This window comes from Rummeliibacillus sp. BSL5, from assembly GCF_052928305.1.
Genome location: NZ_JAVGCV010000002.1, coordinates 110143 through 135213, shown reverse-complemented (window position 1 = coordinate 135213; position 25071 = coordinate 110143). Strand labels below are relative to the sequence as shown.

Sequence of the window (25071 nt, the reverse complement as noted above, 5' to 3'; positions counted from 1 at the left end):
CCGTTTGATATAAGTTAAAAGTTTTTGAAATAAAAAAAAGAGCCAAACCTTGATAAATCAAGGAATTTGACACTTTTTGAAACTATAATATTTCCAATGTGTAGAAACGGTGGGAGTCGAACCAATCCGCTAAGAAAAGGCCATAATAACAGTGTTTTCGAGGGTTTACAGTACTTTTCTCAATACATTGAATACGATTTTGACTACGGTTTACCCAAAATTAACGTTGTTGGGGGGCAAATTTTGTTATTATCTTTATATTATGAGCATAATACAAATCCTATTGATAGGATTTGTATTTTTATACTCTCTAAAAAGTCTATTAAATGTATTAGTATTACCAAATAGAATCGTTTCGTTAGTAACTTCAATTCATGTGGTTGGTAGAGGCAACTTTATTAATTAGGGAATCGGTCATTTTACGTTTTCAGACCGAAAGTATCTTATTTATTTACAGTAAAATAAATTACAGGAAGAAATACTTCTAATTAATTTTGATGCCATTTATTTTAAAGTTAATTGGCTCAGCGTTAAATTTATTAGTTAATAGTTCATCTAGCGAAACATAATTCTCAAATCCACCATAAATCATAAATTTAGATTGTCCACTGCCTACACCTAATACCCTAACAATACGTAAACGTTCATTAGCCACTAATTTTCTTATTTCATTAATACTCATAAAAAAAGGTTGTTTATAGCTATTAGACGTTGTTCCTTTAACTTCAATATGAATTTCTTGAGCAGTATTTTTATCTAAATCGAACGCTTTGATATCATAGCCAAGTCCATGTCCTACTTTTTTTGACATTTGAACGACTTCTTTGGCCTTATCTTCTCCAAACTTTTCTCTAACTTTCTCTTTAAAATAATTTAGAACCTCTAACTCGGCTAAATCCCCGACTCTATTTTGTTGATCTAGTTGTACTTTTAAGTTCTTATCAGAAATAGTATTTCCCCGTCCCGATGAACCTCCACCCGAATTATTAGACCTTCTATTTTCATCAAAGGTATTTTCAGTAGACAATACAACTACTTCATCTGGGCTAGTCAGTTTAAGTTCACTTTCTCTAATTTCTTTTTGTTTTGCTTTATTATCAAGATAACGGATAGCTTTATAAAAATTATTCTTGATAAATGAATTATAATCTCCTATCTTCCCTTGAAGTTCTTCATATTTTCTAAGCATTATTTCTATATCATTAATAATTTTTGCTTCACTAGGTAAATTATTTACTTCATACTCTTTCGCTATAATGTTAGAATGTTGGTAACTACGACCACTAGAATTTTTTTTTTGATCGTTTACTAAGTTTAATTTCCCAGTGACTAATCCATCTTGATCATCAATTTTTTCTAATAAAACCTTTGAACTTGCTTCAAAAAAGTCTAATTTTTTTACAGATTTATCATTTATCTCTTTTCTTAATTCATCAAGATAAGTTACGCCCTGATTTAATGAAAAAGAAACTTTTTTTCCATTTTGAGAAAATAAAAAAACTAGATAAATTGACTGCGTAACAGTTGTTGTTAATTTTTTATTCATTATTCCCACCCAAGGAACAAACGATTGCCCACCTGTTGCGGTACGACCATAAATATGTAAATTTCCATCTGCCATGACTACAGGTAAAGCTTCTAACTCCTTTACAAGTGTTTCTGTAACTAATTCATCAACACTAGCTCCACTCTGTTTTCTTATCATTATATCTTGTAAAGCGTTTCTAATACTCATATATTTACCTCTTTTATCTATGTAGTTTTAGTTAAAGTAGTATATCCAGAAAATATATACAATATTTCCCTTCGATTATAATATAAGCTTTATAAAACATAAAGAGTACAATCAACATTTCAATGTTATTTACTTATTCTGTTGATTTTAGTTTTATAATTTTAATCAAAAAAAAAGCTGACATAATAAATCAGCTTCTTTCTTTACGTATCATATTTTACAAAAATATATTGAGTAGGTATTGATAAATCACATCAATTTGAACTTCTACCAAGATACACAAAATCCATAATAGAATGAAGTTCCTTAAGTTCCTGAGACGTTGAACTATGTTTTTGATCCTTATAATGACTTATGGCTTGCTCAAAATTTTTATACATTTTTCCATTTTCATTAATTGATGTTCTAGAATCATTTATTTTATCCAAAAGTAAATCATACATATTATCAAACTCAGGGAACTTAATACTTAAAGCATAAATATTTGGCTTAATTTCAACTCCATGATTTACAATATAATTTTTTATTTCTTCATCATTGAGATAGTCTATCGCCCTAATATTCTTTTCTCGTTTTTTGAGCCATGTATATGCCTCATTTTTATCTTTATATTTAATAATCGCTAAAATATATTTGTTGAGAACCTGAATATTCGAGGAGTCCTTTTCGTACAAATACTTTAATGTCTTATATCTAATAACAGGTGGTAACAAAGAAAAATCACGTAAAACTTCATTTTGGGTATCAAGTGTCATAGAATATTTTATAAAATACTCGATAAAAAAGAATGCAAGTAAATCAAACATAGCATCAATTACCGAATTTAATTCAGCTTCGGTATATTCTTCGATACGCTGAGTATGTGTCCCCTGATTTCCAAGTGGTTTTATTCGTTCCACAATATCAACCAAATATTGAAAACGTTCTCTACCTAATTTTTCGATACCTCGTTCTCGATAAGGATTTGACTGATTTGGGCGGGGAGGAATATACGTGATATTACCTAACGTTAATGAACTATTAGGTTCAATATCTAAAATTTTTCTGATAAGTACCTCACTATATGTTCTAATTCCAGCTAACTTACCTCTAATTGAACTGTTAATATAAAAAGTGTCATTAATAATATCACTTATTATTTTCTGATAATCATCGTCAATAAAATTCATACAACACCTCTATCTATTTTTGAAAGAGTATAACACAAACTCCATACACAATATTTTACATAATGTGTCGTTAGAGGATAACTCTTATTAATATTTTATTTTAGCAAAAGGACCTGCGTTGTCTCTTTTTAAGGTAAGTATATAGCTCATTAGAATAAAGGAAGCATAGCAATCGTTTTATAGGTCTATTTGATTAATTTTCCTAAACTGATAAAATATGATTAGAGTATACTGAATGTTTGGAGGAAATATAAATGGCGTTACTAGAAAATCTTAAGTTGTTGAGAGATGACATGGTTTCTAAAAATGAAAATTTTGATATTTTTGAATTTAGATATAAAAATGAAAGTTATTTTGTTGTAGTAGAAGTTTTTAATCAAGACAAGAAACCGAATTTTGCACTTACTAAATTGATATTTTTACGAACAGAAAACAAAAATATAGGGGATAAGTTTGAAACATGGACAAACTCAAATGGTTTTCTCGAAAATGATGTAAAAAAAATCAGAGAGTTTTTTGGCATTGAATACTCAAAAAATGGCAATTTATTTCAAGCTCTTTATGAGGCTTTAGGAACAGTTATACCTCAAACGTTTAATCATGCCAGAAAAGATGAAGGGTTAAAAAAGAATAATTTATTAAATTATGTAGTAGAAAATGACCCGAAAGACCCCAATAGAAGGTATTTGTTCGATGTAAGAAAAACTGGCGGGAAGCGAAGTCCTTTTAATGATGAGAAAACAAAGCTTGCAAGACCTGAAATTTATAGTGTTTTTGAAAATCAATTGGAAGTAAGCTTTTTCTATTCGATGAATCCAGATGACCAAAAAGATGATGAAACAATATTGCGAAATTATAGAACAAGATAACATCATACTTACATAACAGAAAAATACCCTTGGCATAGTTGCTGAGGGTATTTTCTTGTTATGGTGCAACTCATCAAAGCTACTTTTATGTTCAGTATAGACGTTTGTTCAAAAACTATTTAATAACTCTTTCTTAATCAAGATTAACATGGCAAAAAGAAAAAGCACTCGAAAAATCGAGATCGCCTAGTAAGCTTCTTTTTTCATCTTCGTCTTCTAGTTTATTTCCTTAAAAATTATTCTAAATAGAATGATAAAAGTCGTTATAACTCATTTATCCCCCTTAAAACCCTAAGTATTTTTTGAAAATTTCACATAAAAAATAATCTTGGTATCATTATGGTATTATAAATAAAAAGCTCATAAGAAACCTTATAAAATAAGGCTCTCTGAACTTTTCTTGTTATTATTAAATTATTTCAACCCAAATTTTTGCAGGGGTGAAGAAGTGTTTTCACAATGTTATTCAGCTCAAATAACCACTATATTGAAAATTATTAAGGGTAATATTGATATAATTTAAAGTTATTCTAATAAAACATCAGACTTTATAGAGTTTTACTCACTCGTGGTCAAAATAAAAAGCGTTAATATTCCTTATATAATAAAAGGCCCTGTACTTGCACTAGAGCCCTTTATATAAACTTTTAAAAAGTTAAATATTTTTCTATTTCAAATTTGTAGAGACCGTTTAAACGATTCTTGTAATCGAAGAATTCTGAATTTGACACTAAATTATTATTTTCATCCAATGTAATGTTTTTCAATTGATCGTCGTTTTTTAGCTTTGTGATTAAATTAAAAGATAGACCTGTTTTTATCAAATCAATTTTATTCTTATCATTAGTTCCATATAATGAATTATTATATTCTTCTTCCGAAATTAAATTTAATTCAAATAAAACAACAATCAATCTATTTAATTTATAATTTATAAAATCATCTTCTAATTTTAGTTTAATAATAGCCAAATTAATTAATTCAGCATCACTTTTAGTTGCTAAATCTACATAAACTTCTTTATTTTTATCTTGATAACTGTCTGTTGAAATAGCAATTTCTCCATAGCTTAAACCTATATAAAATACAGCATTTTTATTTGAAATACGCTGTTTAAAATACCTATAAGTCCCATTAATATTCTCTTTTAAATTCTTTGTTTTACGAGCATGTATATGCCCTCGATAAAAGTTACGTGCATCATTAAAATTAAGTCTATAAGTCTCATAATCAATTATTGTCTCTCTATTAAAACCATATATATAAAAATAATAAATTTTATCTATAATATCTAAATTTCCCCATTTAATGGATACCTTTATATTATCGATTCTCTTCAATAATTTCTCTAAATAATATTTTTTTATAGACAACATTGATTCTAAACCAGATTTTATAAAAATTTGTTTCAAAACATCTAAATTATCCGTTAATTCTGTCAAGATTAAATCTTCATTTTCTTTTATTATTTTGATTTTTTCTCTTACATTATCCTCATTTATCTTGTCTGTATCAAATTTTGATAAAATAGGATTTTTAATATCATCAGAAAAAACACTACTTCTTAATTTCTTTATCAAGTTTTCCATTTTAATTTTCTTTTTATTATATTTACTATTTATGAAATGAATTGTGGGTAGTAATTTGTATAATTGATTTGTATTTGTACCAAAAATTTCATTCAACCTGTTAACTCTACCTATTAAATTTGTTACTTCTTTTTCTTTTAAACCATTAGTATGCATAATAAAAAGATTATCAATAGGAAGATTTATGCCTTCTAATATTACTTTATTTGCAATGACATAATTTAAATCTGGGTTTTTTTTAAATTGATACTCTAAATATTCTTTTATAATCTCTGGCATTCTTCCATGCAAATAAATTATTCCTTTTTTCAACAATTCTATAACATAGAAATCTTTATGGACTAATTCCTCTAATTCATCTATTAAATTTCTTGTTTCAAATTTTAAATCTAAATGAGGCATATATTGAAATAATTCTTTAGAAAAGTTCTCTATTTTTCTAGGTGCTTTATGATATATAAAATTCTTATTATTACTGTTTAATTTTATATAATTTATATATTCAGGCTCTTTATCAACTTTTTTAATTTTACTAATTGAATAAAATTCGTTAACAAATCTATTGTATTTAAAAACCTCGTTATTTTCCCTATATTCATAAATTTCTGGTTCTTTCATATTGTATTGGACTTTTTGTTCAACGATTTCATCTTGAAAATCTAATCTCAAGTTATTACTCTCACTAATTAATGGAGAGAGGTATATTACTTTTTGATTATTATTTTTTTTAGAATTATATCTAATTAGCCTTGAAAGTAAAATACTTCTAGAATCTCTTTCGAATAAATTATGGGCTTCATCAATAAAAAGTATATCGAAGGATATATCATTTTTTTCTAGCAATCTTAATGCTCTTTCTTGAGTTAATACCCCTATGAAACTTATTTCTCCATGATACATTTCATCATGCGTAATTATTCTACGATCTATATTAGCTTCTCTTATCAGTCTATACGTTTGAACTAAAAGAGATCTGGTAGGTACGATTATTCCTACTTTTTGATACTTATCTAAATTATTTCTAATGTGTTCTATAATTAACGAACTTTTCCCATAAGAAGTGGGAGCAATATAACTAATAAAATTTTGATCACTTCGTGTTAATAATTCTAATCTCATTTTTTGTTGTTCAAATGTTTCTGTGTAATTTTCGTGATTATAATCATTCAATTGTAAACTGGTTAAATCATCTACTAACTTAAAATCCTCAATTAATTCCTTATTTTGAATATCCTTAGCTATTGGAAAAAAGCCAAAATTTATTGCAAAATCATACAAGGGTTTATAATCATCGTATGATGTTGAATATTTTAAAATTATATAATACCCAAATTCAACGAAGGAAGTGTGCCTTTTATCAGATTCAAAGCTTTTTATAAATAAGAGTGCAACAGATAAAATATAAGTCTTTTCTCTATGATTTAATTCATTTCCAATAGTTAACTTCCTTATACTTTCTTTGAATATCGGGATTTTATTCACTAATGTTAATTGCATCTTTTCCGTTCGATCCATTATTATCCTCCCTTATAGAAACGCCTAGAAAATCCATAAATAATTCTAGAGATTTTTTGGTGCAACAAATTATCATTAACTTTTTATACTCAAAATTTTGCACTGCCTTTCTTACTTTTCGAATTAGTTCTTCAAAATCAAATTCCTTCCATTCACCATTTAAAAAAACAGTGGCAGCAGGTAGAATATTGAAATTTTCTGTAGAGTAGAATTTTTCAGAAATAAAATCATCTGAAAAGCCTTGTAAAATGGCAACAATTGATTCACTCGTATCCACATCCCTTGAATTTGCATGTTGATAGGCGTTTTGCCAAGGATCATTTTCTGAATCTCCGCTTAATTGTTTCTTTAAACTTACGTAAGCTTCACTTATTTTACTTGAATGAGAAATACCTTTTGTTTTAGAATTGCCCGATTTACTTTCTAAAATCCATTCTTCATTTTCTTTAGAATAATAACCATCAAAACCTTTTTTAATAGATGTTTCTTCCATATTTAAAAACATACATTCTTGTTGATAATCGATACTTCTTAAGTATAAGTGTAAAAAAAATTCAGCCGTTGCTCCGTTTCTTGTTCTTTCATCCTTTTTTTCAAAAAATTTTGCCGCTCTCTTCTTTACAATATCTAAAGAACTTTTATTATTTTTTCCTTTGCAAATTCTCACAAAATTTCCATTAATATAATCTATTAAATCCTTATCAAATTCTTTAATATTAATATAGTGAAATTCCACATCATCGCTTAATTGTTCAATGCGACTATCAAATACTTTTACCATACATAATTCACCTCTTCTTGCTGGTATTTGCAGTTTTCAACCCCTAAAGACACTATATAAATTTTACCATTAAACAAATGTAATAAAATAATAAATTTCCACTGTACTTGATATAAGTTTCTTTAAATTAGGATTCATTTTTAGATAACTCATACTTTGAAATTCATTAACTTCTTGGTAGCTAATCTTTAGAAGTTACTAAAGTTTAAATGGAAATCTTAAAATATTTCCCCCTATTATAAAAAAGAAAAAAATACCCCTTTTCCACGCATAGCAGGGGTATCTACTTTCTTAGTCATCATCCCAATACTCAAAATTCTGGTGAAATAAAATTTCCCCACAAAATTTTTTACATTTTCTTAAATTACCTTGCTACAAATATTAAAAATTTCATAGGGAACCCCTATTCTTTCAGATGATAAATAATATACTTGTATCCCAATAAAGAAGTTAATTTCATTTACAGAATAATATAAGAAAAAATGAGAAAAATAAGGTGTTATAAATTCGACCTTCTTTTCATTAAAATTCTTATTTTATTCACTAAGCTTTGAACTTTAAGTTCAATCTTGTATGAATTACTTTGCTTAATCCTTCAATTTTTAATAATAAACATACAATAAAAAACAAGCCTTATTTAAATAAGACACTATCGATCTCAAAAGAAATTCATAAGAAATACAAGTATAGAATAATACTCTTAAAAAATTCATCATTAGATTGTCTATTTTTCTAAAAGTTTGACCATATTTCTTATTAGAGGTGATAGAAATGGAAGCGTGGGAAACGTTCAAAAAAACATTTGGAGCAATTAAAATTGATTATAAGTATGAAGAAGGACAAAGATACTTCATTTACGGTTTTAGAAACGATGAAAATTTTTGGGATTTTGAAAATGGTGAGCTCGTATATGTAACTGAAGATTACAACTATATAACAACATTTTATTTTCTTCACTGGGATTAAGCTGGAGAAATGTTAAAAATCTTAATTCCCCCAAACCAACTGTTTGTTACAGACTTTGTACCAAATGTTTCGACCAACACGAATTGCATAATTCAGAATTTTACAAAGATACGGTTGCGACACATGGTTTACGCCATACTCACTGCTCCTTACTTTTTGAAGCGGGAGCAAGCATTAAAGAAGTTCAAGATCGTTTAGGACATAGTGACGTTAAAACAACTATGAACATCTACGCACACGTAACCGAAAAAGCAAAAGAAGCAGCCATTCAAAAGTTTGAAAGCTATCTCAACATTTGAGATTGACTACGTTTTTACTACGTTCAAATGACATTCATTAAAATTCAATGAAATGTAAAAAGTGCCAAAACCCTTAAATATCAAGGATTTTGACACTCATTGAAACCATTTGATTTCGTAATATGGAGACGGTGGGAGTCGAACCCACGTCCAAAGACACTGTAACTCAAGCTACTACGCGTGTAGTTTGTCTATTTGCGAATTCGCGCAAGCATTATGCCGACAAACAGGCGTCCTGTGCGCTAACTTGGAAGTCTCTTGCTGCTAGCTCAAGTGGCACTAGCAACCGTATCCCACTAAAGTTGAGCCCGGCTACGCTACATGGGCGATAGAGCAGTCAGGCAGTTTCGAGCTTACGCTGCGAAAGCTAAGTTGTTGTTTGTTTTGCCAGTTATTATATAACTTCCGTTGTTGACGAAGCCGAGACCTCCGACGCGCAACTCAAGTCCAAGTCATCCCTGTCGAATCCGTAACGTCCCCTTAATATAGGTTCCGTCTATTCTGCCAAGTAGTACTTGCAGAGGCGGAAAACCATTAAGGTGCTGAATGAACAGCTGTTTCGGAATAGTATGAGGACATACTATGAACTGGCATTGCTATAGTGATAGTATATGATAAATCGCGCTGAAATTCAAGTCATACGCTTTTAGCATCGGCTCTTGAACTGTTTCTGATCAAGGCCGGAATTAGAGTATAGTACAGCTTACGCTAACCTTCAAGCGGTAAATATTAGAATTGATTTTTCGCTTTCACTGCACGAGCCATTTCGCGATTGGCTTCTTTTTTCTTCAGGTCTGCACGTTTATCGTAGTTTTTCTTACCTTTACCTAGACCTATTAAGATTTTGGCATAGCCATCCTTTATGTACATTTTTAACGGTACAATGGTGTAGCCATCACGTTTGACATCGACACGTAGTTGGTTGATTTGCTTTTTGTGCAACAGCAATTTGCGTACGCGCAACGGATCATGGTTGAAAATGTTTCCTTGTTCATATGTGTTGATATGCATGTTGGAAATCCAGGCTTCGCCATTACGGATAAGGATAAAGGAATCTTTCAATTGGACTTTCCCCTGGCGGATGGATTTGATTTCTGTGCCGTTTAAGACAAGTCCTGCTTCGATGGTTTCTTCAATAAAGTAATCGAATCCGGCTTTTTTATTTTGTGCTAATACTTTTCCAGAACCTTTTGGCATAGTAACTCACCTCTATAAAATATGGATGCGAGAAGAGCGAAACGCTCTTCTCTTATTTTTTCTTCTTGCTTCGGCGTTTTTGTTGTTTCTTGGCAATGCCTTCATAATACGCTTTTTTGCCGCCGGATTTCCCTGAGGCTTTGCGTTCTTGCTTGCGGGTTTTGCCATTCACTTTCGCGCCGCTTGGTTGATATTTCTTGTTTTTGCCTTTTTCTCTGCCTTGCTCACCGCTTTTTGATTTCGCACGGATGACTACAGGCGCTTGTTTTCTCGTACGGCGTTTTGCTTCTGGCATGCCGACGATTTCGAAATCAATCGCTGATTCTTCAACGTTTACTTCTAGGACGCTGATTTCGACTTCATCTCCAATATGGAAGATGCGGCCAGTTCGTTCGCCGACCATGATCATTTGGCGATCATCAAAGTTGTAATAATCATCCGTCATATTGCTGATATGCACAAGGCCTTCGACAGTATTTTCAAGTTCGATAAACATGCCGAAGTTTGTAATCGAGCTGACGATACCTGTAAATTTCTCGCCAATCTTGTCTGCCATGTATTGCGCTTTTTTGAGCGATTCGGTATCGCGTTCTGCATCAACTGCACGGCGTTCTCTGCTGGATGTATGCTCAGCAATTTCATCCATTTGTCCGCCCCAGTAGCTGACTGTTTCACGGCTTCTGTCATTATTGATCAGATACGTACGCAGCAATCTGTGGACGATTAAGTCAGGATAGCGTCGGATTGGTGACGTAAAGTGCGTGTAGTATTCTGTTGATAAACCAAAGTGGCCTAGACATTCAGGGCTGTATTTGGCTTGTTGCATGGAACGAAGCATCATCGTCGAAATCACCGGATATTCCGGCATATCTTTTACAGACTCAAGAATTTCCTGTAATGCTCTTGGCTCTACTGTATTCCCTGTACCGCGAACAATTAAGCCAAAGTTCGTAATAAATTCGAAGAAGCGTTGCAATTTCTCTGGTTTAGGATCTTCGTGAATCCGGTAGATGAACGGCAAATTCATGCGGTCAATATGCTCTGCCACTGTTTCATTGGCAACAAGCATGAATTCTTCAATCAAGCGCTCAGCGACTGTACGTTCACGTAACAGAATATCTGTTGGCCAGCCTTCTTCATCCACTGTGACATATGATTCCTTAAAGTCAAAGTCCACTGCCCCACGATTCATACGACGGTTGTTAAGGATTTTGGCTAAGTCTCTCATATCTTCAAACATTGGAACAAGATCTGCATAACGTTCTTTTAATTCTTCATCACTTTCTTCCAGAATTTTATACACATTCGTATATGTCATACGTTCTCTCGTTTTGATGACACTTTGGAAGATCTCATGGTCAATCACTTCACCGTTTTTGTTAATCGTCATTTCGCATGAAAGCGCTAGTCGATCCACTTGCGGGTTCAATGAACAGATCCCATTAGACAAACGGTGTGGAATCATCGGAATCACGCGGTCTGTTAAATAAACACTTGTTGCGCGGTCATATGCTTCCCGGTCTAAAGCTGAGCCATCCTGCACATAATAACTGACGTCGGCAATATGAACGCCTAAGCGGTATGTGCCATCATCGTTTTTCGTCACAGTTACGGCGTCATCCAAGTCCTTCGCTGTTTCACCGTCAATTGTCACGATCATTTGGTCGCGCAAATCGCGGCGGCCTTCACGGTCTTTGTCTGAGATTTCTTCCGGTACAGCCTTCGCTGCATCTAATACTTCCTGCGGGAAATCTACTGTGATATCGTGCTTGTGAATAATCGACAGGATATCAACGCCTGGATCGTTTTTATGGCCTAGTATTTTGGTAATCATCCCTGTGGCAGAACGATTGTCTTCTGGCCATTCGATGATTTCAGCCACTACTTTATGGCCATCCATCGCACCTAGCGTATGGTTCTTCGAAATAAATAAGTCCATTGGCAATTTTTTCTCGTCTGGTACGACAAAGCCAAATCCTTTATTCGCTTGGAATGTACCTACCACCTTCGTGATACCACGTTCCAAAATTTTCACAATCGAACCTTCACGGCGATCACCTGACGAATTTGAAGAAATGCGGATTAGCACGGTGTCTCCATTGACAGCACCGTTAATGTCGCTTGGCGGGATAAACACATCATCCATGCCTTCTTCTGCTGGTGCAACAAAGCCGAATCCTTTCGCATGGCCGATAAACTTCCCTTGCAGGTAGTTCATGCGTTCAGGCATGCCGTAACGATTGGTTCTTGTACGCACAATCATTCCTTGCTGTTCTAGTTGAACGAGCGTTTTGACAAGTTCTTTGAAGTCCACTGCATCCTGCAAGCCAAGTTGTTCCTCTAGCTCAGAGACAGTCAGCGGCTTATAATCCTCGTCTTTCATTAATTCTAATAATTTTTTTTCAAATACTGATTCTGTATTCATCGTTCTTCCCTCCTTTAAGTAGCATTTGCAAAGTCACTTTTTTTACTCATACCAATCAAGCGTTTCTAAGAAATCTAGAATATCTTCTTGCAATTGTTTACGTTCTTTATCTAATGTAATGATATGCCCTGACTCTTCGTACCAATTGAGCTTTTTATCATTCGACTCTACCGTCTCAAAAATATACGGTGCCGATTGAACATCAATCACGTTATCTTTCCTGCCTTGCACCACTAAAATCGGTGCATATACCTCATCTACATGTTCGCGCACATCATACACGAGTTCACGTAATTCCTTTAAGGATGGCATTCCTTGTTCTTTCAGATAGTCTATTCTTTTTTGTGCCGCTTCATCATTTTTTTCAAAATAACGATTGAATCGTTCCGCGTATTGAAGCACACCTTCAAACATCAAATCGGTCGTCTTCATACTCATCGGGGCACACATAGTCACAATTCCCTTAACCGGAAAAGAATAACCTAATTTTAACGAAAAAACGCCTCCAAGAGACAATCCTGCCACAGCAATTTCCTTGTAGCCTGCATCCAACAATGTGTGATAGGCATCCAGTACACTTTGCCACCACTCATCTGGATTGGTATGTATCAGTTCTTCCGGCGGTACGCCATGTCCTTTGTATTGAGGCGCAAGTGATGTGTAGCCGTTCTCTTCCAAGTATCGGCCAAGCATCCGTACATCCGCTGAATTCCCTGTAAAGCCATGCAATAGTAATACGGCGCGTGGGCCTGCTTCGAAAAAGAATGGTTCTGGTAATACGATTTTCATTAAGCGTCCACTCCTTCTAACTCATTCATCTGCTAGCGCAAATCGCACTCTATTCCACTAATTATAAGCTAAATATGTAAAAACGCCTAACCATAAAGCGGCTAGGCGATTTTATGCATTAAATTTTCGCAATGGCGATGGCTAATACAAAGAATAAAACAGCTAACACGACTGTTATACGAGCAAGGATTAGATCCATTCCGCGTGCTTTTTGTTTACCGAAAAGCTGCTCTGCGCCACCTGAAAGTGCTGAAAGCCCTTCGCTTTTGCTTGATTGCAGCAACACAAGAATAATCAAACCTAATGATACAATTAGAAGAAGCGTCATTATGACTGTATGCATAGAAAGTTCCACCTCCAGATAAAACATCACGACAGTTTTGGCTGTATGTAATGCAAACTAAGTTTTTGAAGACTATGTTTTGATAATTTAGGATCAACACCAAAAGCTATGCCTACTGGAAAACGAAACACTATTCCGGTCATGTTGTATGAATCATCGGTGAGAACCTATAGTTATCTTATATTTTAACATTCTTCTATAGCTTTTACGACAAAAAAGTAAAAATTTGAAGTACCATTGCTAGATTTTTTGATTGAAAATTTAAAAATTAAAATAATTAAAGGCCATAAAGCAACTGTAAACCTGATTGCTTTGCTTTGCTTTTAGTTCTCACATAAACACTCTAGATCTTTTTCTTTTTTTGAATTTATTGACTTAACATGATAATTTATAGGTTTAATTATTTCCAATTGCCAATCATTATTTGAAATATAGAGTGTTGAATTATTCTCAATTATATATTTACCTAACATCCCTTTTTCAATTCCATTTTGATATATATAGCATATTTCTAAGGTGTTTTCCGTAGATACATTTAAATTCCTTATATTTTGGCCACATAATAATGAAAGTCTAGGGATACTTACAAAGATTAAGAATAAAAGAAAGGCTAAAATAAATTTGTCTCTTTTATCTGTTTTATTGGTTACCGAATTATAAAAAATAATAATTGATTGGTATAGCATGTTTGTATTTTCGTTAGTATCTATTCCATTTATTTCTTCTTTAGATTTAATATCGGCTTCTTTATTTTGACTTTTAAATTTTGGATGAATAAAATCAATTTCTTTTTTAAAAAAGAAATTTAAAAATATTAGACTAAAAATCAAGGATAACATCAAAATAAAAGAAATTTTAAAAGGAATTCTGATTATATATGTATTAATAAAATACCCCATTACCAGAAATAAAAAAAAGAAAAAAGATAGATAGCTTAAAAATGCAATTAATTTATGGGTATAGAATTTATGAAAAATAGTAATCGTTAAAAGAAATAGAGGAATGATTAGTAGAGTAATAATTAAATCTACTATTTTAGATTCTATTTTTAAAAAACTAATTGAAATAATTAAAATTGCTAACAAAATAAACACAACAAAAAACATACTCTTCAACATAATATAAAAGTTATTACTAAAATTTATCAATACATATAAAGACCAAACAATTAATCCTATAAATACCCAAACTAAAAGAAAACTTAAAAAACTAATAAAAGACAATTCATTTGCAAAAAAGAGAGTTATAAATATATTTAATAGTATTATTGTTAGTAAAAATAAGCAATAAAGCCACCACTTATTTTCTTTTGTTTTCCTGCTTAAAGAAAGAAGACTAGATAAAATATAATAGATACAAGTAAAAAAAATAATAGTCATAGATATCATTTGTAGACTAAATGGGACAAGGTTTGAAATAATATTAAAGTTTGAAATACTCATAACTTTATTCCCGCTAAAATAATAGCCATATAAAAAGCAATATACCATTAAAAATCCAAATGCTGAAATTAATCCAAATGAAAATATAATAAACTTAACATTGAAAAAGATAGATTGTGCAGTTACGGTGTGTTTGTTTAAAACTCCTTCGAGAAAACTCAATATATTCACCTCAATTATTTAATTATCTCTGTTATTCCTTAGCTTTTCCTCAATTTTAGATATCGGCATAAAGAAGTAAAGATTAATGTTTATATGAATATTCTTAATCTTAAATGATTTAGGTAAAGTCTTGATTTGATAGCTGCAATTCTGAATCAACTTCTTATTTTTTGACTATATGTTGCTTATTAATAAATAATAAATAGAAAGCATCTTGTTGTTTACACCAGCACGCAAATGAATTAAGAGAAATTCAAGAATTTACTATATAACAAAATCAACGAACACCAATCAAAAATCTCACAAATGAGCAAACTAATATCTTTTTTTAATTATTTCTTGTACCTAAAATTCAATTATTTTATTTTGAATTAATCAAAAAGCACTCTTCCCTATGGGATAGAGTGCTTTTACACAAATTTATATATTTTATTAATTATAAGTTATAAAAGAAAGCGGGATATTACCCCTACAAACGAATTAGCATCTACCCTTGCAACATCTTCCTGACTTCCCCACTATTTTAAAAAGAAAGAATTGAGCTCTCCTAATACTTCTTTCGCAATTAGTTGATAGGATTGAATTCGATCCTCTGGAGAATATACAATGGTATTGATCATAATTTCATCTGCTTCATATATTGTTTGCAATTCAACTAATTTCTGTTTCACTTCATGCGGATTCCCGATAATCATGTTTTGTCTCGTACTATTTAGCGATTCCGTTTCTTTTTCCGTCAGCTGATATTGCTTCGCTTCTTGAATGGAAGGAACACCCTGCAGCCCTTCTTCTTTGTCTTTTTGCAAAGACCAGATGAGGGAGCTTAGTGCCATTTCTTCAGCCTTTTCCGTGCTCTCAGCGCAAATCGCAGAGACGGTGACGATGACTTGTGGCGTTTGCCCTTCTTTGCGTGGTATAAAGGCTTCCCTATATTCTTTGACGATTGGTGCTCCTTCATTGTCACTCATAAAATGGCCGAACGTATAGGGCATGCCATTCTCTGCTGCGAGCAATGCGCTTTTTTTACTTGTACCAAGAAGCCAAGGTACTGGCGGATGTTCCGGTAAAGGAGATGCAGAGATTTTAGAGTATTCCGCTTCCGCTGGGAAGTCGTCGTCTAAGAAATGAAGTAACTCCTTCACCGCGGTAGGAAATTTATAAACACTTTGCAAATAGTTATCGGACAATGCATTCGTCGCTTCTGCTGATCCTCCGGGAGCTCGTCCTAAACCGAGGTCTATGCGACTTGGAAATAATGTGGCTAGCATATGAAAGGTTTCTGCCACTTTAAAAGGCCGGTAAAATGGCAATAAGATTGCCCCCGCCCCAATACGAATGCGTTGCGTGTGTGCGCCAATGTAGCTTAGCATCACTTCGGGCGCAGAACATGCAAGCCCAGGCAGATCGTGATGTTCGGAAATCCAGTATCGCGTATAACCTAGCTCTTCTCCTGTTTGTGCTAATTTCATCGATTCATTCAATGCATCACGTGGGGTCTGATTTGAAGAAATAGGTGACTGGTCTAGTATGCTTAACCTCATTTCATCTCAATCCTTTACTTCTAACAGAGTCAATTTATACTGTCCTACTTCCCCTTCGTTATACAGGTTTGTAATAGAAGTGGAATAGTTATGGATGGTCCCTCGAAAAGCTATATCTTTCTCCGGTATCTTTACATCAAACGTCCCTTTGTAAAGCAGTGTTGCTACATCATGATATTCTTCACTTGTCACATCAAACTCAACTAACACTTGATATAATCCATTTACTTTTTCTTCTTCATAATTAGTTAATTGTATCGTTCTATCGTCTAAAATCATTTTAATGGTCAATTCAATCACTCCTATTTTAGTTTCGGACGTTTTATTCCTCATCTTAACAGAGAGTATATTGCCCTCTCCCTATAATAAAAGCCTCCCACAAATGATAGGAGGCTGTAAAGAAATGTGTACTAAGAAAAATCTTTGATTGATTTTTTAGCTTTTAGAGAGATTTAAAATTGTATATTGCCCTTCTGTAAACTCTATTTCAATTAATCATTTGGAAGATTAATTTGCCACGATACACCAAATTTATCATTCACCCAGCCAAACTTCTTACTGAAGCCATAGTTATCTAGTGGCATTAACGCTTCTCCATCTGCAAGTAGATTTTCATAAAGATAAGTCAGCTCGTCTTCCGAATCACACGTAATGAAGATAGAGAAGGAGGGTGTAAACGTAAAATTGTGAACAGGCGCACTGTCTATGCACATGAACTCTTGGCCCTTTAATGAAAATAATGCCTGCATCACGGTTCCCTCTTCCCCATTTTCGCCTGGACCATACCGAACAATACTTTTAATGGCGGAATCCTCAATAAGTGACGTGTAATAATTCATTGCTTCCTCTGCTTTGCCACCTTGGAACATTAAGAATGGAGTCACCTTTTCCATTTAGATCAACCTCACTTTGTAATTAGTTTCATACTGCTTAACCCGTATTGCTTCTTAAAAAGACAATAAGCTATCTTTCGCCACTATAAATAAAAAAACCTCCTATAAAATATAGGAGGCTTTAAATAATCGTTCTATTATTTTTTCAAGTTATAGAATGATTTAATACCGTTGTATTGCGATGTACCAGCCAATTGATCTTCGATGCGAAGTAATTGGTTGTATTTTGCGACACGGTCTGTACGAGATGGTGCGCCTGTTTTGATTTGTCCTGCATTTGTAGCTACAGCAATGTCAGCGATTGTTGTATCTTCAGATTCGCCTGAACGGTGAGAAATGATAGCTGTGTAGCCAGCACGTTTCGCCATTTCAATCGCATCTAAAGTTTCTGTCAATGTACCGATTTGGTTTACTTTGATTAGGATTGAGTTGCCTACGCCTTCTTCAATACCGCGAGACAATTTCTTCGTATTCGTAACGAATAGATCGTCACCTACTAATTGAACGCGGTTGCCGATGCGTTCAGTCAACATTTTGTGACCTTCCCAGTCGTTTTCATCAAGACCATCTTCAATTGAGATGATTGGATATTTAGATGTTAATTCTTCATACCATGCAACCATTTCTTCTGATGTTTTTGTCACGCCTTCACCAGCTAAGTGATATTTGTTGTCTTCGTCTGAATACAGCTCAGATGATGCAACGTCCATCGCAAGCATTACTTCTTCGCCTGGTTTGTAGCCAGCACGTTCAATCGCAGTCACGATTGTAGATAATGCTTCTTCATTTGAAGAAAGGTTTGGTGCAAAGCCGCCTTCATCACCTACAGATGTGCTGTAGTTTGATTCTTTCAAGACTGCTTTCAAGGAATGGAAGATTTCAGCACCCATGCGTAATGCGTGGCGGAATGATTCAGCGCCAACAGGCATAACCATGAATTCTTGAATATCCACATTATTATCCGCGTGTTCTCCACCGTTTACAATGTTCATCATTGGTACTGGCAATTGTTTTGCATTTACGCCGCCGATGTATTGGTATAGAGGCATATCAAGGTAATCTGCTGCTGCGTGTGCTACAGCTAGAGACACGCCTAAGATTGCGTTCGCGCCTAATTTACCTTTATTTTCTGTACCGTCTAAAGCGATCATGTGCTCATCCACAGATACTTGGTCAAGCACTGAATAATTACCGATTAGTTCTGGTGCAATGATGTTGTTTACGTTGTCTACAGCTTTTAAAACACCTTTGCCAAGGTAGCGGCTTTTGTCGCCATCGCGCAATTCTACTGCTTCATATTCCCCTGTAGATGCGCCAGATGGAACGATTGCACGTCCGAAAGCGCCTGATTCTGTAAATACTTCTACTTCTACTGTTGGGTTACCGCGTGAATCTAATACTTCACGAGCTTGTACGTCTGTAATAATTGGCATTTTTTTACTCTCCTTGGTTTTAAAATAATGGTTTTCCTGTCATCTCAAGTGGTTGGTCCACTCCTAGTAATTTTAACATGGTCGGAGCCAAATCTGCCAAAATTCCGCCACTTCTTACAACAATATTTTCTTTTGTCACAATCACAGGGACTGGATTTGTTGTATGAGCTGTCATTGGCATACCTTCAAGCGTCACCACTTCATCTGAATTACCGTGATCTGCTGTGATAATCGCAGCGCCACCTTTGGCAAGAAGTGCATCCACAACTTGTCCTAAGCATTCATCCACTGCTTCAATCGCTTTGATTGTCGGCTCAAGCATACCACTATGACCGACCATATCTGGATTGGCGAAATTCAAGATGATGCCGTCAAAACGATCAGCTTCAATCGCCTCTACCAACGCGTCTGTTACCTCATAAGCGCTCATTTCAGGTTTCAAATCATATGTCGCTACTTTTGGCGAGTTGATTAAAATCCGTTCTTCCAGGCCAAATTTCTCTTCCCGGCCGCCGCTCATAAAGAATGTAACATGTGGATATTTCTCTGTTTCCGCAATACGCAATTGACGTAGGTTGTTGTTAGACAATACTTCACCAATCGTATTTTTCAAATCGATGCTATGGAATGCTACTTCAGCAAGTACTGTATCGCTATAATGCGTGAATGAAACAAATTTCAAGTTTTCAGGATGATTTTTGCTTCGTTCAAAGCCATCAAACAACGGATTTGTTAGCGCTGTTGAAAGTTCAATCGCGCGGTCTGGACGGAAATTAAAGAAGATTACCGCGTCATTGTCTTCAATGGTTGCGACAGGTTTTCCTTCTTTTTTGATCACGAATGGCACGACGAATTCATCTGTGACATCGTTTTTATAAGAAGCTTCTACACCTGCAACAGCAGAATCTGCTACGACGCCTTCTCCATCCACTAATGCCTTGTAGACTTTTTCTTCGCGGTCCCAACGGTTATCTCGGTCCATTGCATAATAACGACCACTAATCGTTGCGAACTCGCCGACACCGATTTCAGCCATTTGGCGTTCTGTTTCCATCACGTATGTGACAGCTGTTTTTGGACCTACGTCACGGCCATCAAGGAAACCATGGACATATACTTCTTTAATCCCTTGGTCTTTGGCTAATTTCAGTAAAGCAAATAGATGTTCATAATGGCTGTGTACGCCACCATCTGATAACAGTCCCATAAGATGGAGTTTAGATTGCTTTTCTTTTGCATATCTTATCGCATCTAAAAATGCGCTGTTTTCAAAGAAGTCGCCTTCTCGGATCGACTTATCGATTCTTGTAAGACTTTGATAAACAATTCGGCCTGCACCAATATTTAAGTGGCCTACCTCAGAGTTCCCCATTTGTCCTGCTGGAAGACCAACTGCTTCACCTGAAGCTGTCAGCATATTATGCGGAAATTGATTCCAATAACGCTCAAAGTTTGGTTTTTTCGCTTGTGCCACGGCATTCCCGAATACTTCATCACGGAAGCCGAAACCATCAAGGATAATTAATGCTACTGGTTTGTTAGGCATTTGCACCCGCCTCCAATAATTGCAAATAAGAATCTGGCTCTAAGCTAGCACCGCCGACTAATGCACCGTCGATATGTTCCATTGAAAGCAATTCCTTGATGTTTGCAGGTTTTACACTGCCACCGTATTGAATGCGAACTGCTTCTGCAGCTTCTTCACCAGCAATGTCTGCAACTGTTTTACGGATTCCTTCACATACTGTGTTGGCATCTTCTGAAGTAGCTGTTTTACCTGTGCCGATTGCCCAGATTGGTTCATACGCAATCACAGTTTTAGCGACTTGATCTTTTGTAAGACCTTTTAATGCAGCTCCAACTTGTGATGACACTTTCACCATCGTATGACTTTTTTCGCGGTCATCCAGTGTTTCGCCAACGCAAATGATTGGTGTCATGCCATGTCCAAATGCAGCATGCACTTTTTTATTGACGCTTTCATCTGTTTCATTATTGTATTCACGGCGCTCTGAGTGCCCTAAAATCACATAGTTTACTTTCAAATCTTCTAATTGGGCTGGACTAATTTCGCCTGTAAATGCACCTTCATTTTCAAAATGCATCGTTTGAGCACCAATCTCAAGTGCTGAACCCTCTGCCTCTTTTACAAGTGATGGCAAGAATAATGCTGGTGCGCAGATTACTGCGTCTACCTTTGTACTCTCAGGAATGGATGTTTTTACTTCTTGTACGAACTCCACAGCTTGCGATAAAGTTTTATACATCTTCCAGTTACCTGCAATAATTGGTTTTCTCACACTAATCGTCCTCCAATTTGTTTTTACTATTTATCGTTTAGCGCTACAACGCCTGGCAATTCCTTGCCTTCCATAAATTCTAATGATGCACCGCCACCTGTTGAGATATGATCCATCTGATCTGCTACATGGAATTTTTCAACAGCTGCTGCAGAATCGCCGCCGCCGATGATTGTATAGCCGTTTGTCTCTGCCATAGCTTTGGCTACGCCTTTTGTGCCGTTTGCAAATTTGTCCATTTCAAAGACACCCATTGGCCCATTCCACATAATCAGCTTCGAATTTTTGATTACGTCTGCATATTCTTCAACTGTTTTCGGTCCAATATCTAGTCCCATCCAATCGCTTGGGATTTGATCAATGTCGACAACCTTTGTTTCTGCATCCTTCGAAAATTCGTTTGCTACCACAGCATCTACAGGCATATGTAATTTCACACCTTTTTCAGCTGCTTTTTCGATAAATGATTTAGCTAACTCAATCTTATCTTCCTCTAACAATGAAGTGCCGATTTCATAGCCCTGAGCTTTGATGAATGTGTATGAAAGACCACCGCCAATAATTAAATGATCTACTTTTTCAAGAAGATTTTCAATTACGCCGATTTTATCTTTTACTTTCGCACCGCCGATGATAGCTGTGAAAGGACGTTCAGGATTAGAAAGAGCTTTGCCTAATACATCTAATTCTTTCTCCATTAACAATCCGCTTACGGCTGGCAAGTATTTCGCAATGCCTTCAGTAGATGCGTGTGCGCGGTGAGCAGCGCCGAATGCGTCATTCACATAAACATCTGCTAACTTCGCAAAGCTTTCTGCAAGTGCTGGATCATTCTTTTCTTCGCCTTTATGGAAGCGAACATTCTCAAGTAAAATAACGTCGCCATCTTGCATAGCTTCTACTGCTTTCTCAACAGTTTCGCCAATAGACTCGTCTAATTTTTGAACGTTTTTGCCTAGTAATTCAGAAAGACGTTCGCCTACAGCTGTTAGACGGAATTCGTCTTTTACTTCGCCTTTTGGGCGACCCAAATGGCTTGCTAAAATAACTTTTGCACCTTTTTCTACTAAAGCTTGAATCGTTGGTAATGCTGCTTTAATACGTGTTTCATCTGTGATTTTACCGTCTTCCATTGGTACGTTGAAATCAACTCGGACAAATACGCGTTTCCCTTGTACTTCTACATCATTCATTGTCTTTTTTTGATTCATTTTGCCAATCCTCCAATTATCAAATGATTGAATAAAGCGCTTACTACATTCGCAAAAAAAGGAGAAGTCAGATAATACGCTTCTCCTTTTTTGCCATAATCCATTATAAGTGAAACTTGACACAAAGGGGATATTTTTTATCTCCTTGTCTTTCGTTTCGATAATTTGCACATATACGGGCAGTTGTCTCCCACTAGTTTTTCTTGTTTATCTATAAGTTTGTAGTGGTTATGCTGCCCGTTCATGCAGGATTACGCACAGTGTCATTTGACGATTAGTTTGACTTAGAAGCCTTGTTTAGCCATGTATTCCGCTAAGTCCACTACGCGTGTAGAATAACCAGATTCATTATCATACCAAGCAAGTACTTTTACTAGGTTGCCTTCAAGCACCATTGTAGATAGGCTATCTACTGTAGATGAAGAAGTATTGCCGTTGTAATCGATTGATACAAGTGGTAATTCAGAGTAAGCCATTACGCCTTTTAGTTCATTTTCTGATGCATTTTTCAATGCGCTGTTGATTGATTCAGGTGTAGCATCTTTTTCTAATTCAACTACCAAGTCAACTAGAGATACATTTGGTGTTGGGACGCGAATCGCCATACCATCTAATTTGCCTTTTAATTGTGGCAATACTTTTGCTACCGCAACAGCTGCACCAGTTGTTGTTGGAATCATAGATTGCGCTGCTGCACGGGCACGGCGGTAATCTTTGTGCGGTAAATCCAAGATACGTTGGTCATTTGTATAAGAGTGGACAGTTGTCATCATGCCACGTTTGATACCAAATTGTTCATCCAACACTTTTGCCACTGGAGATAGGCAGTTTGTTGTACATGAAGCGTTTGATACAACTACATCTTCTTTTGCATTGTATTGATCATTGTTTACGCCCATTACGTATGTCGGCATGTCTTTACCAGGTGCAGAAACGATGACTCTTTTAGCGCCTGCTTCCACATGTTTATGAGCTGAATCATAATCAGTGAAACGACCTGTAGATTCTACAACGATATCTACATTCAAATCACCCCATGGAAGTTTTGCAGGATCTGTTTCAGCGTAAACGCGAACTTTTTTGCCATTTACAACTAGATCATCGCCTTCTGCAGATACTTCTGCATCTAAAATACCATGTACAGAATCATATTTTAGAAGGTGTGCAAGCATAGCTGAATCTGTTAAGTCATTTACTGCTACGATTTCGATATCTTGTCGTTTAAACGCTTCGCGGAATACCAATCGGCCAATACGTCCAAAACCATTAATCGCTAATTTTAAAGTCATTTTTATTTCCTCCAGTTAAATTGTTATTTTAGTAAGTGAAGCATTTCCTTCGCTGCGGCAGAATCTGTGACGAGAATCGTCTGATTTGCTCCCTGTTTAAAGTATGAAAGAATCGCTGCTGCTTTATTCTTCCCACCTGCTACTGCAATAATACTTTTACACCTATTTACTTGTTCGCGTTGGATCCCTACAGTTTGAATCCTTTGTACAGCTTTACCCGATTCATCGAAGTAATAACCAAAAGCTTCACTGACAGCGCCATGCTCGAGAAGGTTACTTTTCTCTGTTTCTGTGGAATTTCTCCTTGACGCCATTTCGATCGCCGACCCAATGCCGTGTATAACAACATCTGTCCGATCATATAAATCAATCATCTCTTTGACCATTGGTTCTTCAATGATTGCTTTATAAGCTGTCTCGCTTAAATGCTCTGGTAAGTACAACGTACGATAGGCATTACCTGAGTTGTGGGCAAATGTCGCTGCAATCGTGTTGGCTTGGAGTCTCATATCATCGACGCCCATGCCGCCTCTTGCTGCGATAAAAGTCAAATTGTTCGGCTGGTCAGACGGGGTTACACTGTCTGCGATTGCAGCTAATGTACTTCCACCTGTTACAGCGATGATTTCCTTCTCTTTCGCAACCTTGCTCAGCACTTTGGCCGCTTCTAATCCAAGAAGGATTTTAATAGAAGGTGTTTCATTTATATCACCATCTACTATAAGCACTCTTTGTATGCCTAATTTTTGAGTCAGTTGTTTTTCCATTACAGAAATGCCTGACCATTCGTAGACAAGAGGCTTTAAAATCTCTAATACTTCTTTACCCGATTCGGATATTCTCATGCCGGAATGGCTTGCAATAATCAAGCCTTGTTCTCGCAGCAAATCCGTTTCTTTGCGGGCTTCTCTTTCTCCAATAGAAAGATTCTCTGCAAGACCTCTTCGGCCTACAGGTCCCAACATATCAATCATTTGTAAAAAACGATAACGCGTATGAAGAAGTTCAGACATTTCCGGCATTATTTTTAATTGAGCTTCAGATACTGTAATAATGTCCTTTCTCTCTCCTCTCATACTAACGGGACTAATTTTGTCCCAGCACTCTAAAAAATGTCCCACTT

At 35.1% G+C, this 25071-nt stretch carries 20 protein-coding genes, 1 other RNA gene and 1 pseudogene; 3 read left to right on the top strand and 19 right to left on the bottom strand.

Annotated elements, in window-relative coordinates; all coding sequences use genetic code 11:
- Window positions 1-484 precede the first annotated feature (484 nt).
- The gene (locus tag RCJ93_RS11170) at window positions 485-1735 is read right to left on the bottom strand and encodes an MrcB family domain-containing protein (RefSeq protein WP_446739029.1); all 1251 of its coding nucleotides are present in this window, start codon (window positions 1733-1735) and stop codon (window positions 485-487) included.
- Window positions 1736-1989: 254 nt separating this feature from the next.
- Window positions 1990-2904 carry a hypothetical protein gene (locus RCJ93_RS11165; RefSeq protein ID WP_446739028.1) on the bottom strand — a complete coding sequence of 305 codons (915 nt, stop codon included), beginning with the start codon at window positions 2902-2904 and terminating at the stop codon, window positions 1990-1992.
- A gap of 254 nt (window positions 2905-3158) precedes the next feature.
- On the opposite strand from RCJ93_RS11165, the gene RCJ93_RS11160 reads away from it, so the two are divergent.
- On the top strand, window positions 3159-3773 hold the full coding sequence (locus tag RCJ93_RS11160; protein WP_446739027.1) for a DUF6037 family protein: 615 nt from the start codon (window positions 3159-3161) through the stop codon (window positions 3771-3773).
- A 647-nt stretch (window positions 3774-4420) separates the two neighbouring features.
- Here the strand turns inward: RCJ93_RS11160 and RCJ93_RS11155 are convergent.
- Together RCJ93_RS11155 and RCJ93_RS11150 are read right to left on the bottom strand one after the other, a co-directional pair.
- Window positions 4421-6877, bottom strand: coding sequence for a DEAD/DEAH box helicase (locus RCJ93_RS11155; protein WP_446739026.1), 2457 nt, complete (start codon window positions 6875-6877; stop codon window positions 4421-4423).
- Window positions 6837-7658, bottom strand: a complete 822-nt coding sequence (locus tag RCJ93_RS11150) for a hypothetical protein (RefSeq protein ID WP_446739025.1) — start codon at window positions 7656-7658, stop codon at window positions 6837-6839. Before RCJ93_RS11150 ends, RCJ93_RS11155 begins: the two co-directional genes overlap by 41 nt.
- Window positions 7659-8429: 771 nt before the next feature.
- Between RCJ93_RS11150 and RCJ93_RS11145 the strand changes: the two genes are divergently transcribed.
- On the top strand, window positions 8430-8624 hold the full coding sequence (locus tag RCJ93_RS11145; protein WP_446739024.1) for a hypothetical protein: 195 nt from the start codon (window positions 8430-8432) through the stop codon (window positions 8622-8624).
- 101 nt (window positions 8625-8725) lie between these two features.
- Window positions 8726-8923: pseudogene (locus RCJ93_RS11140) on the top strand (tyrosine-type recombinase/integrase); the annotation flags it as partial.
- A 120-nt stretch (window positions 8924-9043) separates the two neighbouring features.
- Here RCJ93_RS11140 and ssrA read toward each other — a convergent pair.
- The 15 genes from ssrA to RCJ93_RS11065 all read right to left on the bottom strand — a co-directional run bounded on the left by ssrA (window position 9044) and on the right by RCJ93_RS11065 (window position 25024).
- Window positions 9044-9403, bottom strand: a transfer-messenger RNA (tmRNA) gene (gene ssrA / locus RCJ93_RS11135).
- A 249-nt stretch (window positions 9404-9652) separates the two neighbouring features.
- The gene (gene smpB, locus RCJ93_RS11130; RefSeq protein WP_147196328.1) at window positions 9653-10120 is read right to left on the bottom strand and encodes an SsrA-binding protein SmpB; all 468 of its coding nucleotides are present in this window, start codon (window positions 10118-10120) and stop codon (window positions 9653-9655) included.
- Between the two features lie 52 nt (window positions 10121-10172).
- Window positions 10173-12545 (bottom strand): ribonuclease R, encoded by a 2373-nt coding sequence (rnr, locus tag RCJ93_RS11125; protein ID WP_446739023.1) that lies wholly within the window; start codon window positions 12543-12545, stop codon window positions 10173-10175.
- A 42-nt stretch (window positions 12546-12587) separates the two neighbouring features.
- The gene (locus tag RCJ93_RS11120; RefSeq protein ID WP_446739022.1) at window positions 12588-13334 is read right to left on the bottom strand and encodes an alpha/beta hydrolase; all 747 of its coding nucleotides are present in this window, start codon (window positions 13332-13334) and stop codon (window positions 12588-12590) included.
- Between the two features lie 118 nt (window positions 13335-13452).
- On the bottom strand, window positions 13453-13677 hold the full coding sequence (gene secG / locus RCJ93_RS11115) for a preprotein translocase subunit SecG (protein ID WP_066789434.1): 225 nt from the start codon (window positions 13675-13677) through the stop codon (window positions 13453-13455).
- 323 nt (window positions 13678-14000) lie between these two features.
- Window positions 14001-15281, bottom strand: a complete 1281-nt coding sequence (locus tag RCJ93_RS11110) for a hypothetical protein (protein ID WP_150285047.1) — start codon at window positions 15279-15281, stop codon at window positions 14001-14003.
- 518 nt (window positions 15282-15799) lie between these two features.
- Complete coding sequence (locus RCJ93_RS11105; RefSeq protein WP_446739021.1) at window positions 15800-16822, bottom strand: LLM class flavin-dependent oxidoreductase; 1023 nt, start codon at window positions 16820-16822, stop codon at window positions 15800-15802.
- Window positions 16823-16828: 6 nt separating this feature from the next.
- On the bottom strand, window positions 16829-17113 hold the full coding sequence (locus RCJ93_RS11100; protein WP_150285045.1) for a DUF3219 family protein: 285 nt from the start codon (window positions 17111-17113) through the stop codon (window positions 16829-16831).
- Window positions 17114-17313: 200 nt separating this feature from the next.
- Window positions 17314-17715, bottom strand: coding sequence for a VOC family protein (locus RCJ93_RS11095; RefSeq protein ID WP_446739020.1), 402 nt, complete (start codon window positions 17713-17715; stop codon window positions 17314-17316).
- Between the two features lie 137 nt (window positions 17716-17852).
- Window positions 17853-19148: a phosphopyruvate hydratase gene (gene eno / locus RCJ93_RS11090; protein ID WP_147196315.1), complete on the bottom strand. Its 1296-nt coding sequence runs from the start codon at window positions 19146-19148 to the stop codon at window positions 17853-17855.
- 19 nt (window positions 19149-19167) lie between these two features.
- Window positions 19168-20694 (bottom strand): 2,3-bisphosphoglycerate-independent phosphoglycerate mutase, encoded by a 1527-nt coding sequence (gene gpmI, locus RCJ93_RS11085; RefSeq protein ID WP_446739019.1) that lies wholly within the window; start codon window positions 20692-20694, stop codon window positions 19168-19170.
- The gene (gene tpiA / locus RCJ93_RS11080) at window positions 20687-21448 is read right to left on the bottom strand and encodes a triose-phosphate isomerase (protein ID WP_251647517.1); all 762 of its coding nucleotides are present in this window, start codon (window positions 21446-21448) and stop codon (window positions 20687-20689) included. The genes gpmI and tpiA overlap by 8 nt, the downstream gene beginning before the upstream one ends.
- A 26-nt stretch (window positions 21449-21474) precedes the next feature.
- The gene (locus tag RCJ93_RS11075; RefSeq protein WP_392995985.1) at window positions 21475-22659 is read right to left on the bottom strand and encodes a phosphoglycerate kinase; all 1185 of its coding nucleotides are present in this window, start codon (window positions 22657-22659) and stop codon (window positions 21475-21477) included.
- Window positions 22660-22943: 284 nt separating this feature from the next.
- Window positions 22944-23948 carry a type I glyceraldehyde-3-phosphate dehydrogenase gene (gene gap, locus RCJ93_RS11070; protein ID WP_066789465.1) on the bottom strand — a complete coding sequence of 335 codons (1005 nt, stop codon included), beginning with the start codon at window positions 23946-23948 and terminating at the stop codon, window positions 22944-22946.
- Window positions 23949-23971: 23 nt separating this feature from the next.
- Window positions 23972-25024, bottom strand: a complete 1053-nt coding sequence (locus RCJ93_RS11065; protein WP_285842872.1) for a sugar-binding transcriptional regulator — start codon at window positions 25022-25024, stop codon at window positions 23972-23974.
- Window positions 25025-25071: the final 47 nt, after the last annotated feature.

Bases quoted from the DNA above. Each gene is read 5' to 3' on its own strand.
- gpmI (WP_446739019.1), bottom strand. From the start codon at position 20,694: ATGCCTAACAAACCAGTAGCATTAATTATCCTTGATGGTTTCGGCTTC.
- RCJ93_RS11145 (WP_446739024.1), top strand. From the start codon at position 8,430: ATGGAAGCGTGGGAAACGTTCAAAAAAACATTTGGAGCAATTAAAATT.
- RCJ93_RS11075 (WP_392995985.1), bottom strand. From the start codon at position 22,659: ATGAATCAAAAAAAGACAATGAATGATGTAGAAGTACAAGGGAAACGC.
- RCJ93_RS11065 (WP_285842872.1), bottom strand. From the start codon at position 25,024: ATGAGAGGAGAGAGAAAGGACATTATTACAGTATCTGAAGCTCAATTA.
- secG (WP_066789434.1), bottom strand. From the start codon at position 13,677: ATGCATACAGTCATAATGACGCTTCTTCTAATTGTATCATTAGGTTTG.
- RCJ93_RS11155 (WP_446739026.1), bottom strand. From the start codon at position 6,877: ATGGATCGAACGGAAAAGATGCAATTAACATTAGTGAATAAAATCCCG.
- RCJ93_RS11160 (WP_446739027.1), top strand. From the start codon at position 3,159: ATGGCGTTACTAGAAAATCTTAAGTTGTTGAGAGATGACATGGTTTCT.
- RCJ93_RS11165 (WP_446739028.1), bottom strand. From the start codon at position 2,904: ATGAATTTTATTGACGATGATTATCAGAAAATAATAAGTGATATTATT.
- eno (WP_147196315.1), bottom strand. From the start codon at position 19,148: ATGCCAATTATTACAGACGTACAAGCTCGTGAAGTATTAGATTCACGC.
- rnr (WP_446739023.1), bottom strand. From the start codon at position 12,545: ATGAATACAGAATCAGTATTTGAAAAAAAATTATTAGAATTAATGAAA.
- RCJ93_RS11120 (WP_446739022.1), bottom strand. From the start codon at position 13,334: ATGAAAATCGTATTACCAGAACCATTCTTTTTCGAAGCAGGCCCACGC.
- gap (WP_066789465.1), bottom strand. From the start codon at position 23,948: ATGACTTTAAAATTAGCGATTAATGGTTTTGGACGTATTGGCCGATTG.
- RCJ93_RS11095 (WP_446739020.1), bottom strand. From the start codon at position 17,715: ATGGAAAAGGTGACTCCATTCTTAATGTTCCAAGGTGGCAAAGCAGAG.
- smpB (WP_147196328.1), bottom strand. From the start codon at position 10,120: ATGCCAAAAGGTTCTGGAAAAGTATTAGCACAAAATAAAAAAGCCGGA.
- RCJ93_RS11170 (WP_446739029.1), bottom strand. From the start codon at position 1,735: ATGAGTATTAGAAACGCTTTACAAGATATAATGATAAGAAAACAGAGT.
- RCJ93_RS11105 (WP_446739021.1), bottom strand. From the start codon at position 16,822: ATGAGGTTAAGCATACTAGACCAGTCACCTATTTCTTCAAATCAGACC.
- RCJ93_RS11150 (WP_446739025.1), bottom strand. From the start codon at position 7,658: ATGGTAAAAGTATTTGATAGTCGCATTGAACAATTAAGCGATGATGTG.